This is a genomic window from Photobacterium satsumensis, assembly GCF_050336935.1.
Lineage (GTDB): Bacteria > Pseudomonadota > Gammaproteobacteria > Enterobacterales > Vibrionaceae > Photobacterium > Photobacterium satsumensis.
Genome location: NZ_JAKJSK010000006.1, coordinates 919,389 through 936,649, shown reverse-complemented (window position 1 = coordinate 936,649; position 17,261 = coordinate 919,389). Strand labels below are relative to the sequence as shown.

Annotated in this window: 19 protein-coding genes; 8 read left to right on the top strand and 11 right to left on the bottom strand. The window is 43.5% G+C overall.

Going from position 1 to position 17,261, the window contains the following annotated elements; genetic code table 11:
- Positions 1–274 precede the first annotated feature (274 nt).
- Complete coding sequence (locus tag L4D79_RS04435) at positions 275–673, top strand: VOC family protein (RefSeq protein ID WP_428647899.1); 399 nt, start codon at positions 275–277, stop codon at positions 671–673.
- Between the two features lie 72 nt (positions 674–745).
- On the opposite strand, the gene L4D79_RS04430 is transcribed toward L4D79_RS04435, so the two are convergent.
- On the bottom strand, positions 746–916 hold the full coding sequence (locus L4D79_RS04430) for a hypothetical protein (protein WP_428647897.1): 171 nt from the start codon (positions 914–916) through the stop codon (positions 746–748).
- A gap of 277 nt (positions 917–1,193) precedes the next feature.
- Positions 1,194–1,505, bottom strand: a complete 312-nt coding sequence (locus L4D79_RS04425; RefSeq protein ID WP_428647894.1) for a DUF3081 family protein — start codon at positions 1,503–1,505, stop codon at positions 1,194–1,196.
- Between the two features lie 267 nt (positions 1,506–1,772).
- Between L4D79_RS04425 and L4D79_RS04420 the strand changes: the two genes are divergently transcribed.
- Entirely contained in the window at positions 1,773–2,954 is a 1,182-nt protein-coding gene (locus L4D79_RS04420) for an amino acid aminotransferase (protein WP_428647892.1), read from the top strand.
- Positions 2,955–3,057: 103 nt separating this feature from the next.
- On the opposite strand, the gene L4D79_RS04415 is transcribed toward L4D79_RS04420, so the two are convergent.
- The 3 genes from L4D79_RS04415 to L4D79_RS04405 all read right to left on the bottom strand — a co-directional run bounded on the left by L4D79_RS04415 (position 3,058) and on the right by L4D79_RS04405 (position 5,436).
- Positions 3,058–3,861 carry an alpha/beta fold hydrolase gene (locus L4D79_RS04415; RefSeq protein ID WP_428647889.1) on the bottom strand — a complete coding sequence of 268 codons (804 nt, stop codon included), beginning with the start codon at positions 3,859–3,861 and terminating at the stop codon, positions 3,058–3,060.
- A 241-nt stretch (positions 3,862–4,102) separates the two neighbouring features.
- On the bottom strand, positions 4,103–4,474 hold the full coding sequence (locus L4D79_RS04410) for a YgiW/YdeI family stress tolerance OB fold protein (protein WP_428651706.1): 372 nt from the start codon (positions 4,472–4,474) through the stop codon (positions 4,103–4,105).
- Between the two features lie 125 nt (positions 4,475–4,599).
- The gene (locus L4D79_RS04405; RefSeq protein ID WP_428647886.1) at positions 4,600–5,436 is read right to left on the bottom strand and encodes a CPBP family intramembrane glutamic endopeptidase; all 837 of its coding nucleotides are present in this window, start codon (positions 5,434–5,436) and stop codon (positions 4,600–4,602) included.
- A gap of 100 nt (positions 5,437–5,536) precedes the next feature.
- Between L4D79_RS04405 and cobU the strand changes: the two genes are divergently transcribed.
- The 4 genes from cobU (at position 5,537) to L4D79_RS04385 (ending at position 8,781) form a co-directional block, all read left to right on the top strand.
- Entirely contained in the window at positions 5,537–6,058 is a 522-nt protein-coding gene (gene cobU, locus L4D79_RS04400) for a bifunctional adenosylcobinamide kinase/adenosylcobinamide-phosphate guanylyltransferase (protein WP_428647884.1), read from the top strand.
- Positions 6,059–6,682, top strand: a complete 624-nt coding sequence (locus tag L4D79_RS04395; RefSeq protein ID WP_428647882.1) for a histidine phosphatase family protein — start codon at positions 6,059–6,061, stop codon at positions 6,680–6,682.
- Between the two features lie 10 nt (positions 6,683–6,692).
- Entirely contained in the window at positions 6,693–8,180 is a 1,488-nt protein-coding gene (locus L4D79_RS04390) for a cobyric acid synthase (protein WP_428647879.1), read from the top strand.
- A 67-nt stretch (positions 8,181–8,247) separates the two neighbouring features.
- A complete protein-coding gene (locus L4D79_RS04385) occupies positions 8,248–8,781 on the top strand; it encodes a GNAT family N-acetyltransferase (protein WP_428647877.1) in 534 nt (177 codons plus the stop codon).
- A 77-nt stretch (positions 8,782–8,858) separates the two neighbouring features.
- Here the strand turns inward: L4D79_RS04385 and L4D79_RS04380 are convergent, their stop codons facing one another.
- The 4 genes from L4D79_RS04380 to L4D79_RS04365 form a co-directional block, all read right to left on the bottom strand.
- Complete coding sequence (locus L4D79_RS04380; RefSeq protein ID WP_428651704.1) at positions 8,859–9,752, bottom strand: amino acid ABC transporter permease; 894 nt, start codon at positions 9,750–9,752, stop codon at positions 8,859–8,861.
- A 27-nt stretch (positions 9,753–9,779) separates the two neighbouring features.
- Positions 9,780–10,556, bottom strand: coding sequence for a transporter substrate-binding domain-containing protein (locus L4D79_RS04375; RefSeq protein WP_428651703.1), 777 nt, complete (start codon positions 10,554–10,556; stop codon positions 9,780–9,782).
- Positions 10,557–10,638: 82 nt separating this feature from the next.
- On the bottom strand, positions 10,639–11,427 hold the full coding sequence (locus L4D79_RS04370; protein ID WP_428651701.1) for an amino acid ABC transporter permease: 789 nt from the start codon (positions 11,425–11,427) through the stop codon (positions 10,639–10,641).
- Positions 11,428–11,479: 52 nt separating this feature from the next.
- Positions 11,480–12,217, bottom strand: coding sequence for an amino acid ABC transporter ATP-binding protein (locus L4D79_RS04365; protein WP_428647873.1), 738 nt, complete (start codon positions 12,215–12,217; stop codon positions 11,480–11,482).
- A gap of 289 nt (positions 12,218–12,506) precedes the next feature.
- Between L4D79_RS04365 and aroG the strand changes: the two genes are divergently transcribed.
- A complete protein-coding gene (gene aroG, locus L4D79_RS04360; protein ID WP_428647870.1) occupies positions 12,507–13,559 on the top strand; it encodes a 3-deoxy-7-phosphoheptulonate synthase AroG in 1,053 nt (350 codons plus the stop codon).
- Positions 13,560–13,739: 180 nt separating this feature from the next.
- Entirely contained in the window at positions 13,740–15,143 is a 1,404-nt protein-coding gene (locus L4D79_RS04355) for an O-antigen ligase family protein (protein ID WP_428647867.1), read from the top strand.
- A gap of 37 nt (positions 15,144–15,180) precedes the next feature.
- On the opposite strand, the gene L4D79_RS04350 is transcribed toward L4D79_RS04355, so the two are convergent.
- Positions 15,181–16,272, bottom strand: a complete 1,092-nt coding sequence (locus L4D79_RS04350) for a tetratricopeptide repeat protein (RefSeq protein ID WP_428647865.1) — start codon at positions 16,270–16,272, stop codon at positions 15,181–15,183.
- A 22-nt stretch (positions 16,273–16,294) separates the two neighbouring features.
- A complete protein-coding gene (locus L4D79_RS04345) occupies positions 16,295–17,260 on the bottom strand; it encodes a type II secretion system F family protein (RefSeq protein ID WP_428647862.1) in 966 nt (321 codons plus the stop codon).
- Position 17,261 lies beyond the last annotated feature (1 nt).

Here is a 17,261-nt window from a genome sequence, read left to right as displayed (position 1 = left end):
CCACTTTTTATTTTGCTATTATGTGTGTCGATAATTTGGAGTGTGTCTCAATCGTGGATACAAGTGTTGATGCAGCATAGGTATCAGTATGACGGTTGTTAGGTGTAACTAAACGGTTGTACACAAGAGTTTGTTCACGAACGGCAGAGAGTGAAATGTACTGGAATGTGATTTACATCATGGAATGTACGCCGTCGTTATTAACGTGGTTGAATAAGATGTGGCTGGGGAATACACTACCCCGGTAGCAAGTTAAATGGAGTTAAATTTCAATATGATACCGCAAGATTCGACATTAAGAGTGGTAAGACCAACAGACAATGTATCCCAAATTGCAGCCATGTACCGACAGGCACTGGGTTTCGATTTACTGAAGCAATTTGACGATTACGAAGGTTTTGATGGTGTCGTTCTAGGGCATAAGCATCACCCATATCATATCGAGTTTGTTCACAAGATTGGTTCTGAAGTGGGCCAAGCCCCTAGCCATGAGCATTTATTAGTTTTTTATGTTGATTGCAGTCAGGCTTGGGAACGTGCTTGTAGAAAAATGATTGATGCAGGCTTCTCGGTTGTGGAGTCGAGTAACCCATATTGGGAGCAGGTCGGGAAAACGTTTCAAGATCTCGATGGCTATCGTGTTGTGCTGCAAAATCGAGATTGGGAAAGCTAATTTCTGATATTAGCCAGTATGCATAAAGCTCAAGCTTAATAACTTGAGCTTTTTTAATGCCTGTCGTCGAAATTAATGCTGTTGGCTAGCAAGTGATTGATATGCTGATTTAAACATTAATGTAAATCCTGCCTGCGTAAGATCTTTTGCAGATATATCCGCTTTTTCTAGCCGACGGTAGCACTCATCCAATGCGAGAAGAACGGTATCTGCCTGATTGTTTTTTAACTGTTGTAGTTGCATGACATTATTCCCATCAAGATAGCTTGCCAAATAGATATTGATGAATCCTTGGAATTCCTTCTAAGCATAACGCTGCTTAGGTGAATGAATTCTGAATAAGGTTGCTCGTTTTCTGTTCATTGGCAAAGATTATGAGAAATATCTTAGTCAGCCTGCGTTAGCCATCTGTCATGATATTGTCAGGGGGATGTCAGAATCGAACTTTTCGATTTAGCAAAAAGCAGCGCAATCTCAGGGGGAAGGGAAATTGCGCAATATTGGGTGCTGTTGGGGCGTTTTAATAGTTTTTATTGATTTCGTCTAATTTATGAATAAATTCCTGTATTTGCACTTCGTTATTATTATGAAATTCAGTGGTGGTTTGGTTGATCACCGACTCTGGGTCTTCATTCATGGTATGGAAGTGATAGGTATTGTGGAAATTGATATCCAGCGTGACTTTATCATCCGCAAGACTGACACTATAGCCGTCGGGTGACTCTGTACATTTGATATCATCAAGTTGGCTACCAAACTCAATGGTCTGGCCTTGGCTTTTAATTTTCTCATAGACACTGAGCAGGGTACGTACATCGACTCTGTTTTTCATTTTGGCCTCCATCATGTACTAAAGGTACAGATTCTGTATCCAGCAAGATAAGTATATAAAACGCAGCTTTCCTACCTTAAATTTAGGCGTTTGTAGCCAGTCTGCAATACAAGTCAAAAAAGGTTTAATCTAGATCAAAAACTGTCATCGATGGGCTTCACATTATTGAATTTTATAGAAAATGAAAATGTTGCAAATTCATGATGACGGAATGGAGTTGAAGTGGTAGCTTGAAAGGAATGAACGACAACTAAACGGAATTTTATCATGTTTAAGCAACTTGCCGAGGCGCAGTTAGATCCGATCCTATCGCTTTCTCTTGCTTATCGCGACGATCCTCGAGAAAACAAGGTTGATCTTGGTATTGGCGTGTATCGCAATAGTCAGGGGGAGACCCCAATTATGAAGGCGGTACAGTTAGCGCAGCAGCAAGTACAGGCGAGCCAGACAACGAAGGCATATGTTGGCCTTGCAGGTAACGAGCAGTTCAATCAGTCTATGATGGATCTGCTTTTGACCGGAACGTCTGCCAAGCCAAGGGCTGCCGCAGTACAAACCCCTGGTGCTAGTGGTGCGCTGCGTATGTTAGCTGACTTGATTCATCTTGCTGAGCCTGAGACGACAGTTTGGATTTCTAATCCAAGTTACGTTAACCACAAACCCGTGATGGAAGCTGCTGGGCTGAAGGTTCGGTACTACCCGTATTTCGATGCTGCAACAAAACAGGTAAATAGTGAGGCCATGCTGAAAGAATTGGCCAAAGCAGGACCCAAAGATGTGGTATTGCTGCACGGCTGCTGTCATAACCCAACTGGGGCTGATATTTCTTTTGCCGATTGGCAGGCTATAACTGAACTGGCCAATAAAAATGGCTTCATGCCATTTGTTGATATAGCGTATCAAGGTTTTGGCGATGGGCTGAGCCAAGATGCCGCAGGCTTGCAACATATGGCTGATAATATCGAAGAGATGGTGATTGCGACATCCTGCTCGAAGAATTTTGGCTTGTACCGGGAGCGCACCGGTGCTGCAATCTTGGTTGGTGAAAACTTACAGGAAGCGCAAAAAGCGAAAGGGCGTATTCTTAACCTCGCTCGCTCAACTTATACTATGCCGCCAGATCATGGTGCCGCTTTAGTATCGACGATTCTTAATGATGCGTCACTAACACAAACATGGAAGCAAGAGCTGAGTGAAATGCAGCAGCGTTTGTTAGCATTGCGTGCGGGCTTAGTGTCTGAAGTTCAGGCGTTGGGAACAGACCAATTCGACTTTATTCAACAGCATAAGGGGATGTTCTCGGTAACGGGCTTGTCACCAGAGCAAATCACTCGTTTGCGTGATGAGTATGCCATTTATGCGGTAGATGACGGCCGTATCAATATTGCAGGCTTGCAAGAGCAGCATTTGGGTTACTTAGCCCAAGCGCTTGTAGCGGTATCAAAATAGCAATGATGACTCTGTATTGATTTCATTGCTGTTTTAAAACACAAAAAGGCCAGTCATATGACTGGCCTTTTTTGATTGTTCAAATCGGTGACTTTATTGAGCTCTATGCAGCCATTGTATAGCGTTGAATAAATTCAATAGAATGCTGGTTGAACTCGTCTGGGCGTTCAACATTACAAACGTGACCACAGTTTTCGAATTCTGTCAGGTAGCTATGCTCGTGTTTATCAACCATTTCCTTTACCGGCTTGATGAACATATAGTCATTGCCGCCCATTAAATAAAGTGTCGGAATAGGTAGTGCTTTTTCCTTGAAACATTTCATTAAGGGGTTGACGTCTGTTGCCAGTTTAAACCAACGTTTGAATTCTTTCTGGCACAACTTTTTAGCATCGTTCACAAACATTAATCGTGATTCTTTTTGCGTTCTCTGCGGCATAACCACGTAGGCAAACAGTTTATACAGCCACATGTAAGGGATGAAATGCTTGCACATATTGCCCGCAGAAATTAACACTTGAGATCGTGTATTCAGGCGTGTAACAGCGCCACCTAACACCATGGTTTTCACTCTTTCTGGTGCCAATTCAGCCAAGCTGCGAATAATGATCGTGCCGAGTGAAATCCCGACGAAGTGAGCTGATTGTATCTTAAGGTGATTTAACACTTGTACGATGTCTGTCGTCACCGTTTTAAACGTGTAGGGATTTTTGATCATGTCTTGGAACATGTTGTTTGAGCGACCGTGCCCTCTTAAATCGAGAAGGAGCAGGTTGAAATGCTGCTTATAGGCTTTTATCTGTTTGAACCAGATAGATGAACTGCCTCCGGCACCATGAACAAATACAACCCAATCTTTGCTGGTTGGGTGATGGTAAGTTTTATGAAACAACAAAGTATCTGACATGTATCGACTCATTTTTATTTTCAGCAGGCATTATAACACGGGCCCCCTAAGACTTTGCTCCGATGTGTGACGCTTTGTAAATTTTGGGCTTAGGGGGAATTCAAGTTATTGATTGTGAGGTCAATGATAAATATTGAAAATACAATATTGTGACTGTTGTCACGTATTGGTTTGAGTGTTGATGCTCTCTTGTACGACAAATAGCAAAAATCGGCATAACCGATGGTTATGCCGATTTGCGTTACAGAAGCTGAAGGCGATCCACTTCAATTTCAGGGGTATTGCCACCTTCATATTCACCATATAGACGTAGCCTTGTTGTGGCATTGATGGCGGCTGGGATGCTGATATCGTCATCAATTTCAACTTGGATCTCTTTGGTACCGTCGCTGAAAATGAAAGTGTCTGCATTGATTTGTTTAATCAGATTACCTTCAACAATTGCCTTTTTCTCAGTAAACATGCTTGTGTCATTCAGCAGCTCAGCAACGCTGACCGTCTCTACCGGTCCAGAATAATTCAAAGCACTTTCATTCTTGTTGTGGTCTCCTGCAAAAGCAGCAGTTGGTAAAATGATAGCGGCAGTGGCGATAGCAATAACAGTATTCTTAATCATAATTCGGTCTCCTTGTGTTGATGATTCTATTAAACAACACTGGTTCTGAATTAATGATGAGTTGGCTATTCATAAATGGTTCATATACCAAATAATTTGCGCATATGAACCTTTAATTCTATTTAATTTGCCATAGGGTAGGTGAAAAACAAGAGGTGCACCAGGTTGAAAGCAAAGTGAATCACCACGGCAAATGCGAGTCGGCCTGTCCAATAGTATGTCAGTCCATAAAGCAGTCCGGCGAGTGTTGCAATGGCAATGAACAAGATACCGCCGGCAAAGTGGGCCAAGCCAAACAGAATGCTGGCAACGATAATACCTACGATGGGGTTAAAGCGTTGAATCAAGCGCTGCTGGATATATCCTCGAAACAGTGCTTCTTCAGCAACACAAGTAAACAACAGGTTGTTGATGATAAACACCCAAGTCCAAACTGGCAGCGAAGCTTCAGGCTGTACGATACCCGTGCTCCAGGCAAGAAAAGGTAGCGCGACAAACAGCAAAGCAAGAATAGTTAATTGTGGTCTCGATATCACAGTGGTTTGTTTGAGCATACTCGGAACAAGTAAAAGTAACCCGAAGACAATCAACGGTTTGTCTAAGTTTAAATACATTGTAAACGGAATACTGTTTGCACCTGTGAGGGCTTTGTCGATTACCAAAAGGTTGTTAAAGCCGGGTACTAGGTGAAGTACAAAAGCGATCGCCCAGATGATGACGAAACCATGGCAAATAGCTTTGTAAGCCCCTGTTTGACGTTGGCTCAACTTGGCAACAGCAAGGCCAATGACGACAACCCCAAGGGCTAGGGGAGAAATGCGAGAAAAGTATAGTGCGGCGACTGCTGTCAGGCTGAGTAAAGCCGGCCACATTTTGGGTTTAAAGAATAGCGATAATACGGTGCTAGCAAGAAGTAGCCAAACAAGGCCATCTGGCCATAGGTCATTAAGATGAAACATAGTATTGTAAGCTGAAATGAGCGTTATAATGATAAGATTGACTACTATGGTAACGAAAAAACGCCATGTTTTCATTGTGATAATGGATAAAGGTTAAGGAATGGCAACTGAGTTGGTACTGGGTGGGGCGCGATCGGGCAAAAGTCGTTACGCAGAATCTGTCGCCCAAAAAAATGGAAAGCCTGTCATCTATATCGCGACAGCGACCGCGGAAGATGAAGAGATGGCGGAGCGTATTGAGCGCCATCGGCAGGACCGCCCATACGAGTGGACTGTCATTGAAGAACCTACTGCTTTAGCTCAAGCCATTATTGAATCATCAAGGCCCGATAACTGTTTGTTAGTCGATTGCTTGACTTTGTGGTTAACCAATTGCTTGTTCAATCGCGATTTTAGTATTGACTGGCAACAGCAGAAAGCTGAACTTCTTGATGCGCTAAACAAGGTTGAAGGAGATGTTGTCTTAGTCAGTAACGAAGTCGGGCAGGGCATTGTGCCGATGGGCGAAATGTCGAGACGTTTTGTCGATGAAAGTGGTTGGCTTCATCAATCAATCGCAGCACAAGTTGATCGAGTGACTTTCGTTACGGCAGGGATCCCGCAGCACTTGAAGGGGGCATGAATGGCTCAATGTATAAAGACAAGAATTGATATCTTGCGTCATGGCCTGCCTGAAGGCCACGGTTGTTTGAGAGGGCATACCGACTTTCCTATTACCTCGATAGGCCTGTCACAAATGTCGAGTGCCGTAAAAGGGCTCGATGATATCGAACAAGTGATTGCTTCTCCTTTACAGCGATGTAGTGACTTTGCCAATCAATTTGCTCAGCAGTTCTCCTTACCTTGTCAGCATTTTAGTCACTGGAAGGAAATGAATTTCGGAAACTGGGACGGACAAAGTCATGATAGCTTGTGGCAACAACACGGCGGGTTATTGGAAACCTATTGGCAGAACCCATGGCTATCGACGCCACATGGTGGGGAAACGCTACAAGCGTTTGATCGTCGAATTCAACAAGCATGGGAGCAGTTGTTAGCTAACTACTTAGGCCAAAAAATATTACTGGTGACCCATGCTGGAGTGATGAAGCAACTGATGCGGATTCTATTAGAGATGCCTGAAAATACAAACTACCTTCATCGTATCGATTTACCTTACGCGGCACGTTACCGCGTCACTGTGACGACAGATGAAAATGGAATGCACTGGCCACAGATCCAGTGGCCCGTAGAACAGCAGTATTAAGCGAGAACAAATGCAATCAACAACAAAAGCCTTGATGGTGCAAGGTACGACTTCAGATGCAGGTAAAAGTGTTTTAGCTGCAGGCCTGTGTCGGGTACTGGCTCGAAAAAATATTAAAGTCGCCCCATTCAAATCACAAAATATGGCACTAAACAGTGCGGTAACCAAAGATGGTGGCGAGATAGGCCGTGCACAAGCAGTACAGGCGCAGGCAGCAAAGATTGAGCCGACGGTACACATGAACCCGGTATTGTTAAAACCAAATACCGATATTGGTGCGCAGGTTATCGTTCAGGGTAAGGCCTTGGCTGATATGGATGCAGTGGGTTACCACAACTATAAAAAAGTGGTGTTAGGCCCAATCATGGAGTCTTTCGACATTCTTCAGCAAGAATATCAAACTGTCATTATCGAAGGGGCGGGCAGCCCTGCCGAGATCAACTTGCGAGAAAATGATGTTGCCAATATGGGGTTCGCCGAAGAAGCCGATGTGCCGGTGATCATTGTGGCAGATATCGATCGCGGCGGGGTGTTTGCTCACCTTTATGGCACATTAGCCCTGTTATCGGAAAGTGAGCAAGCGCGGGTAAAAGGTTTTGTGATCAACCGTTTCCGTGGCGATATCAAATTGTTGGAATCTGGTTTGGAATGGCTGGAGCAGAAAACCGGAAAGCCCGTTTTAGGGGTGTTACCTTATTTGCACGGTTTGATGCTAGAGGCGGAGGACGCCATTGACGTTCAGCAAGTGGATGCGGACGGTGAGCAATTAAGGGTTTCTGTCCCTGTGTTGACCCGTGTTAGCAACCATACTGACTTTGATCCGTTGCGTATGCATCCACAAGTCAATATGCAATTTATCGGTAAAGGGCAGCAAATTCCGCCATCTGATCTTATCATTATTCCAGGGACTAAAAGTGTTCGCAGTGATCTGGACTACCTTAGGGAGCAAGGTTGGGACCAGCAAATCGCCCGTCATCTTCGCTTAGGCGGTAAGGTGATGGGTATTTGTGGTGGTTACCAGATGCTGGGAGAGTCCATTGCGGATCTCGATGGTATTGAAGGTGAACCGGGCACGAGCCGGGGACTTGGATACTTATCCGTATCGACAGTATTAGCCCCTCATAAACAACTTAAGCAGGTAACAGGTAGCCTGACAATGCCTGAACAGGACAGTGTTCCTGTTAGAGGTTATGAAATCCATGCCGGTGTCACAGAAGGGGTTGGTCAAGACTCGCCAATTTGTTTAGCAGGTAACAAAGATGGCAAGTTTGGTATTGATAATCAGGTGTTTGGTACTTACTTGCACGGTATTTTTGAGCAACAAGAAGCCTGTGATGCTATTTTAAAATGGGCTGGTCTAGCGGCAACTTGCTCCCCGGATTTTGATTTAATCCGTGAGCAAGGCATTGACCGAGTTGCTGATATGCTTGAGGAGTTTATGGACTTTGAAAAGTTATGGCCGGAATGGCCAGAACATTTTGGCAAGAAGGAGAGCTAGCTTCTCCTTTTGTTAACCACTGAGCCTAGAGCGAGATACGAGCTAGGCTCTGATAAGAGGGATGAATATGATTTTAGATGTGTCGCCGAGTATTAAAACTCAACGTCTTTATACCAGACCTTGGGATGATGACGATCTTGCTGGTTTATACCGGATAATGTCCAATCAATCAGTTCATACCTTTACGGAAGAAGAACCTTGGTCTGAAGAAAGGGCGAGGCATGAGTTACAGAAATTCCATGTTGATCCATCAATGGGTTATGGTCGCCGTGGTTACTTTAACTGCCCGCTTATTTTATCTGACTGCGACACTTTGATTGGCCGGGTGGGTTTGCATCCCTATGGTGACAATGAATCAACCGCTGAAATCGAGTGGGTAATTTGTGAGGACCATTGGCATCAAGGTTATGCCACTGAAATCGGTCGGGCGATTTTAGAGTATGGTTTTCGAGAGGCGGGTTTTCACAGCATCATAGGCTTTACCTGTATTCGCAATATGTCAGCACGCCAGGTAATGAAAAAAATAGGGATGGAGCACATTGGAGACAGAGAGCTTCACAACAGAAAGCTCAGTGTATTTCAAATTAAGAGGGAGCCATAAGCCGGCTCCCTCTTGCTTTTCAGTTGATTGTTTCGGTGGGTTGTTACACTGCTTCCGGATACGTACTTGCGTATAGGCTATCTTATTTGGTGATGTTTCTGAGAGTGCTTTTCAAGATAACTGAATAGCACCGAGAGTCCAAAACACAGGATGAGATAACCTGCACCTACCAGCAACCAAATTTCGAAAATAAGACCCGATGAATTGGCAATTTCACTACCAACAAAGGTTAACTCCTGAATGGAAATCAGCGAGATAATAGATGAATCTTTAACTAAAGAAATAAACTGGCCTGCCAGTGGCGGTACGATACCACTTAAAGCCTGTGGGAAAATGATAAACCGAAATCGGTCTAACCGTGACAGGCCGAGTGAGTCAGCGGCTTCCCATTGTCCTTTGGCAATGGCATCGATCCCTGAACGGACAATTTCAGCTATGTAAGCGGCAGCAATTAACCCAACACAAAGGATCCCTGAAAATAGGTTTTCCCACAGCTTGGCGGGTCCAAATAAGAAAGATTGCCAAGGGCTGATCTCGGTAGGCGTATTTCTCAATACGTTTGCTAAACCCAGTGCAGGGATCAATTGACTTGAAATGAAAAAGTAAAAGATAAATACGAATACCAGTGGTGGAATATTTCTTACCAGCTGGATATAAGCCTGTGCAGGTAGCCTCAAGAAAAACCACGTTGATCGGCGTGCTAAACCAAGCAGTAAGCCGAGTAGGCCGGCAAAAACCATACCCCATAGGCTGAGTCGCAGTGTTGCCAGCAGCCCTTGAAAGAAGTAGGGGAGCTCGCCATTGCGACCTGGCGTCATAACAAGAGAAAAAGCCTTGTCCCAGTTCCACTGGTAATGCACCCCAGCAGATGAGCGATACCAAAGCCAACCGACAGCCGCGGCTAACAGCAGGATTAATATGCCATCAAGTTTGTTCAGTTTTAATCGTGCCGAGATTTTTTCTCCCGGCATGACTTGGATCTTGTTCTGTGACAACACTTATTGTCCTTGTGCGATCTGGTCTTCCCAATCAAGGGTGGTAAACCAGTATTCATGACGCTCTTTCAACCAACCGTCCTCGGTACGAAGTAAAATCCAGTTGTTGAAGAAATTAAGCAAGTCAAATTCACCATGGCGGATTGCAAAAGCTTCAGAGCCACGGCTCAAACGCTCGTCAAAAGGAATATACAGCTTGTCACTGTATTGAATTGCCATGTGCTCTGGCTTAGGCGATGAGGCGAGGGCTGCATGGGCATTACCATTCAATACTTCTTGGAAGGCCTGTGCTTCATCATCAAATTGGCGAAGTTTGGCTTTAGGGAAGTACTTCTTCGCTGTTTGCACGGTGAAAGCACCACGGCGAACCGCTAAAGTAACACTGCGCTTGTTGTAGTCTTCAAAGCTGGATTTATCTGCTGAAAGCTCTTTGTGAGCGGCAAGTTGAACACCAGAGTGCGCGTAAGGGCTGGTAAAAAGAACGCTCATATTGCGCTCTGGTGTAATCGACAAGCCGCCGATAATAACATCGAACTTACCTGCAAGCAGAGCAGGGATAATGCCATCCCAAGCTGTTGGGATAAACTCTACTTTCAGTCCAGCATCTTTAGCCAAGCGTCGGGCGACATCGACTTCAAAGCCGACGAGTTCGCCTTGCTTGTCTCTCATCGCCCAAGGGACGAATGTAGAAAGGCCAACCCGAAGTGTTCCGCGTTCTTTGATTTCAACCAGCGCGCTTTTGTCAGCGGCCGTTGAGACGGTGGTCATTGTCAGCGCCATAACAGCAATGAATGCTGATAATAATCGTTTCATGCTTCCTTTCTCCTTGTGCAGATTTCTTTATAGTTGATTGCTTTGTGAATTAATGTGACGGTGTATTGAGCCGGTGTGCTAGCCAAGCGGCTAAGCCTGAGAGTGTTAGGGTGACAACAAGATAAATACCGGCAACGGTAAACCAAACCTCGAACGGCATGGCGGTGTCAGCGACGATGTTTCGTCCTTCAGTAGTCAAATCGAATATGGCCATCACACTGACAATCGAAGAGTTTTTGACGAGAGAAACCGCTTCATTGGTCAGTGGGGGTAAAATACGCTTAATTACTTGCGGCAAAATAACAAAGCGATAGCTATCTATGGTGGATAAGCCTAGGCTATCACTGGCTTCAAATTGCCCTCGTTCAATATTGGTTAGGCCGGCTCGGAATATTTCTGCCGTATAAGCACCTTGGAACAGAGAGAGTGCCAATACTGCGGTAGTAAATCTCTCAAGCCCAAGCACTGGACCGAAAACGAAATACAACAAGTAGATTTGAACCAATAAGGGGGTGTTTCGAATCAGTTCAATATAGCCTCTGGCAATGCCACGTCCAACCATAGAGTCTGACAGGCGAAGTAATGCGGTCACTAAACCAATCGCTAATGTAAAAAACAAGCTAACAGCAGAGATTTCCAAAGTGACCTTTAGGCCGTCGAGCAACTCTGCTGGGAACCATTGGCCATCTTCAACGAACCAGAGGTATTGTGGAATGCGATACCATTGCCAGCGGTAGTTCATTGCATCCGCCCCGGTGTCGAGTAACCACATCAAGAAAAAAGCCACCAAGCCAACTTGCAACAACCCCGAAAAAAAAGGCTTGGAAATACATCCCATAATGCGAAACCAACGTGATGAACCTACAATATTCTGAACCATAGTAAAGCCCTTAATAACTTAGGATCTGCTCAAGGAACAGTTGGGTTCTGGGATGTTTAGGCGCATCAAACAGTAGTGCTGGTGGGGCAATCTCTACAATTTCGCCTTCGCCCATAAATACCACACGATCTGCCACTTTTCGCGCAAAACCCATTTCGTGGGTCACACAAATCATGGTCATTCCTTCCTCGGCCAGTTCGGTCATGACATCCAGAACTTCGCGGATCATCTCTGGGTCGAGTGCAGATGTCGGTTCATCAAACAGCAGGATATCTGGTTTCATACACAGTGAGCGGGCTATAGCCACGCGCTGTTGCTGGCCACCGGATAACTGGGAGGGATATTTATCTGCTTGATGGGCAATGTGGACACGCTCCAGATACTCCATCGCTAATGAATCAGCATCTTGTTTACTCATCTTCCGGGTACGGCGAGGTGCTAGCGTGAGGTTTTCGCGTACTGTCATATGGGGAAACAAATTGAAATGCTGGAAAACCATACCGACCTGGCCTCGAATACGCTTGAGATGCTGCGTATCAAGGGGATGACCTGAGACCTCGAGTTGCCCGTCATTGAATTGCTCAAGTCCGTTGATACACCGGATCAAGGTTGATTTGCCTGAACCTGAGGGACCGCATATGACAAGCTTTTCCCCGCGGGGAATCGTCAAGTTGATGTTCTTTAGTGCCTGGAAATCTCCATACCACTTATTGATGTTCTGAAACGAAATAACGGTTTCTTTGGTCATCCAGACCGCTCCAAAGAGAAGGTGTTTATGGTTCTATGTTATTGCTTTGTAATGTGGAATTCAAAGAGATGAACGGATAATAGGTAGATTACTGTGAAATCATACCTATTACGCATCGTGTTGATTAAATAGCAACCGTTCTGAAAAAAAATCACCAAATTGGCCAATTAGCGTTTGCACTGCACATAAAAGGCAGATAAGTTAAAGTCAATTGGATTTGGAATATACTGTCAACGAAGTCTGTAATTATTAGTTTACAGCTGACAAATGCGTAAAGTAGGAAGTAACAATGCATAAAACCGATGATGTTCGCATTAGCGAAATTAAAGAGCTTCTCCCTCCAGTTGCAGTACTGGAACGTTTCCCTGCAACTGAAAATGCGTCTGAAACGGTATATCAATCTCGCCAGTCAATTCATAAAATTCTCAATGATGAAGATGATCGTCTACTGGTGATTGTTGGCCCATGTTCCATTCATGATACCAAAGCCGCACTGGAATATGGCCAGCAGTTAAAAGCACTTCGTGAAGAGCTGAAAGGCGAACTTGAAGTGGTTATGCGTGTTTACTTTGAAAAGCCACGTACAACAGTTGGCTGGAAAGGGCTGATTAACGACCCTTACATGGATAATAGCTTTAAGCTTAACGATGGCCTTCGTATGGGCCGTAAGCTACTGTTAGACCTGACTGATATGGGCGTACCAACAGCGGGTGAATTCCTTGATATGATCACGCCACAATACATGGGCGACCTAATCAGCTGGGGTGCGATTGGTGCACGTACCACTGAATCTCAGGTTCACCGTGAGCTGGCATCAGGCCTATCATGTCCTGTAGGCTTCAAGAACGGTACGGATGGCAATATCAAGATAGCAACCGATGCAATTGGCTCTGCAAGCGCTCCACACCACTTCTTGTCAGTAACCAAATACGGTCATTCTGCCATTGTTTCGACTGCCGGCAACGAAGATTGCCATATCATTCTACGTGGTGGTAAGGAGCCAAACTACAGCCAGGAGCACGTGACTGGAATCACCGATCAACTTGAAAAAGCCGGTCTACGTCAAAAAGTGATGATTGACTTCAGTCATGCAAATAGCCTTAAACAGTACCAGCGTCAGCTATTGGTGTCTGAAGATGTTGGTAGCCAGATCGCAGAGGGCAACACAGCCATCTTCGGTGTAATGATTGAAAGTCACCTTGTTGAAGGCCGTCAGGATATCGTGGAAGGCCAAGAACCAACCTATGGCCAGAGCATCACTGATGCCTGTATCGGCTTCGGTGACACCGAGAAGGTACTTCGTCAGCTGGCTGGTGATGTGAAGAAGCGTCGCGAGAAGTAATAGTTACCTCGAATTAAGTTGTGAAAGCCAGCTGAATTATCAGCTGGCTTTTTCATTCTTGACACAAAGACTGTGCAGTAACTGAAAGCATAATTTGGGGAATAATAGCTATACCTAAGTGACTTCAAGGCTATAAGGTATATACTTAGTTGAGGGAGCTTTATATACAAGGAATAGTATATGCTGAGAAAGTCATTACTGTATAATATTATTATTTATTTTGTTCTGATAGGACTGATCTACTTTTGCTTTAATCTACATTTTTCAAAGAATAACTTGTACTTATTATATGATTCCAAGAGGTTTTATGTCGGAACGGTTATTCTGCTTTCTTGCGTTTTCATACTTGTTTCGAAAAATATTAGAAATGGCATTGCTCATGCGGTGATGGATGTACCAGTATGGGTGAAAATACTTATTATTATGTTTGCTCTGAGTATGTTTATATCTACATTGAACAGCAACAAGCTGGCATACTCAATCCATTATTATTTATATTATGCTGGTCTTTCTATTTTATGCTGCTTGTTATATGACGCGGTGGTACAACAAAAAACGCAAATTTATAGTCTATTTTGCTTATTGGCTATCTTACTGTTTTTATCTGTAGGAATGGCATTTTGGTTGACGATTTACTTTGGGTTAGATGTAAATAAATATACAATGTTGAGCTTTTCCAATCCCCGGTTCCTTAACCAAGTTCAAATATGGCTTATAGTTCCCTTATTGTATTTGGCTGTTTTGAATGAAATTAGGAAGAGAAATAATTATTTTATATCATTAGGGTTGTTATTAAGTGTTGCTACAATTATTGCTACAGATGGTCGAGGTATCAGTATTGCACTTATTTCATCTGTATTTCTATGGGCACTTATTGATAAATCGTGGCGAAGAAAAATACTCATCTTGAGTATAAAAATAATTATTGGCGGTTACCTTGTTAAATTAATGTTTCTTTCGCCTTTACCTGCCTATATTTTTTCGGATGGAATCTGGGACCTAGGCTCTATACGAACAGATTCCCCAGGTCGTGTACAGCTATGGAAAGATTCACTGAGCTTTATTAGTCTTTTGGGTAATGGGGGAGGCTTTTTTATATGCACTTCAGAATCTAATGAAATACCTCGGTTCGGTCATCCCCATAACTCCATATTACAGATATTAATTGATTGGGGAGTTATAGCTGCTATATCCTATTGTTTACTATTAGCTGGACTGTTATTCAATGTCATCGTAACGAAACGAAGAGTTGTGAGAGTCGCTGGTATTAGCTTATTAGCGGGTTTTGCGTATAGCTTCGTATCTGGTGTACTGAACATGCCTTTGAGCCAGCTATTAGCTGTATTGTCTATATCAATTTACTGGTGCTGTTGTCGAGTAAAGCCTAATTCTAAGCTTCAGGAAAGAAAATATGTGTCTACTTTTTCAATAATACTTATGATTACTAGTGCTCTGATTATATATTCTCTTGTAGAAAGGGGAATAGTAAGAGCTGAAATGTATAAAACTGGTGTTTTGCAAAATGAAGGCGCACACTTTCAAAATATGAGAATAGATTTTTGGCTGGGTTATAATTGCAAGTAAAGAGAATTGAGCCACCGCTGTTGGTGGCTCATGATAGTTAGTGTGTTGTATCAGTAATTGAGTAAACCGTTGTTTGAGTTTGGTTGTTTTCTCTGTATTTAGAGAGTTTTACCGCCGGTGCTGATATTTGTAGTTTTTGAGCGCGTTTGAGATTCTCTTGGGCTTTTGCGTAGAACACAGGACTTGTATTGATCGCTCTCTCTAGATAATCAATAGAGCTTTCATAGTCACCTTCAAGCATTGCGAAATACCCAATATCATTTAGTGCCCTTTCTGTAGGCATAACACGTGATAGAGCATCTAGAGCATCTTCGTAGCGCTTAGATTTTATATAGGTAAGTCCAAGGTTTGACCAAGCTCTTTTATTGTTGGGGTATAGTGTAGTCGTTCTTCTGTTTATAATTTCAGATTGCTTTAGATTACCATCTAAGTAATAAGAGTAACCGAGATTAGTCAGTGCTTTTTCAGAACGGTTGTTCACACCTAAAGCGGCTAGATAAATTTGTTGAGCAGGTTTGTGCTTGGCATCGAGATCGGAGATGATTCCTAGTCCAATATAAGCGCTTAAAGGCGAGATACTGTCAATTAATAAGCGCTGTGAGAATAGATCTTTTTCCGGATCCCAATCAGACTTCCCTTGCCTCTGTTGATCCATCTTTATGGCTCTTAGAAGTTGTTTTTTTGCATTGTCTTGTTCGCCAAGCTTTAGTTCTACAATGCCAATAGATGCCGCATATTGAATGTTATCTTCGGAGATGAGGGCTGCCCTTGTATATGCGAGCTTTGCTAGTTCGTAGTTTCCTCTCTGTTGGTGGATATAACCAATCTTATAAAACGCTTGATCGGCATACTCCTGAGAGGGGAAGCTCAATGCACGAATATATTCATACAAAGCAAGATCAGAGTCGTTGGTCATGTATGCTTGATCACCTCTAAGCAATGCTTCTTTTGCATTTTCTGGCGGAAACTCACCTGTTAGACCTAAAGTGGGCTTTCCATCGTATAACTCGTGATTAAAATCAACTTTTTGTTGATCTACTGTGTTTTCGGAGCTCGCACAACCTGCCAAAAATGTTGTGATGAGTAGTAGATTCAGACTTGCTTTTTTTCTCAATAAATAATGGCGCATATTCAACTCCCTTTAAATCCAGCTATCGACCGGCAAACATATCAAGTACTTTCACAATTGCTGGACCCACTGCGACAGCGAAGAAACCAGGCCAAATACAAGTTACCAGAGGAAAAATCATTTTTGTCCCGATTTTCGCTGCTTCTTCCTCTGCTCTTTGCATACGACGGTCCCGAAATTCGTCGGCATAATCTCGCAATGTATCTCCCATGCTTGAACCAAGTTTTACCGACTGGGTAATTATACTTATTAGCCCTTGAAGCTCAGTTAATCCAGTTCTTTCAACAAATTGATTAAGAGCAACAGGTATTGAGATCCCAACACGAGCTTTTTGACATACAATCTGCAGTTCTTGGCCAAGAGCCGGAGATACAGAGTCAATTTCTTTGGCCACTCTGTTTAATGCCGCTTGGAATCCTAAGCCAGCTTCAGTCGAGACGACTAATAGGTCAAGGGCATCAGGAAAGGCGTTCCTGAGCTCTTTGGTTCGTTTTTCTGCTAAGTTTCTTAAAATCATATTGGGCAGGTAGGAGGCAACAGCAACGGAAAGCAAGACATAAAACACAACTTTCTGTGTAGTCAGTTCGGGTAAGAGCTTAGTCACAATGACTGAGGCCACTAAAGCAAATAAGGATAAGATGATTTTAATGGCATAGAAAGATGTTAATGCAGAGCTTTTTTCATAACCTGCGTGCATCAATAACTGCTTGGTATTGAGTTGCTCAGCTTTTGATTTAGGGGTGACATATTTATCTATCGATTCAAGAGTGTTTTTTTGATCTGTTTGTATACTGCCCCTAAATTGAGGTTTATTGATACTTGATATCGTGTTTAAACGGCGTTTTAGCGGTGTCGATGAGTTGTTTATGAGAACGCTAATGCTGATTGTAAAGGCAACGGCACTCATAAAAGCAAGGGCTAAGAAAAGCCACTTTGATATGCTTTCATCGCCAATATAGGTGTTCAATACACTGATCAGATACTCCATG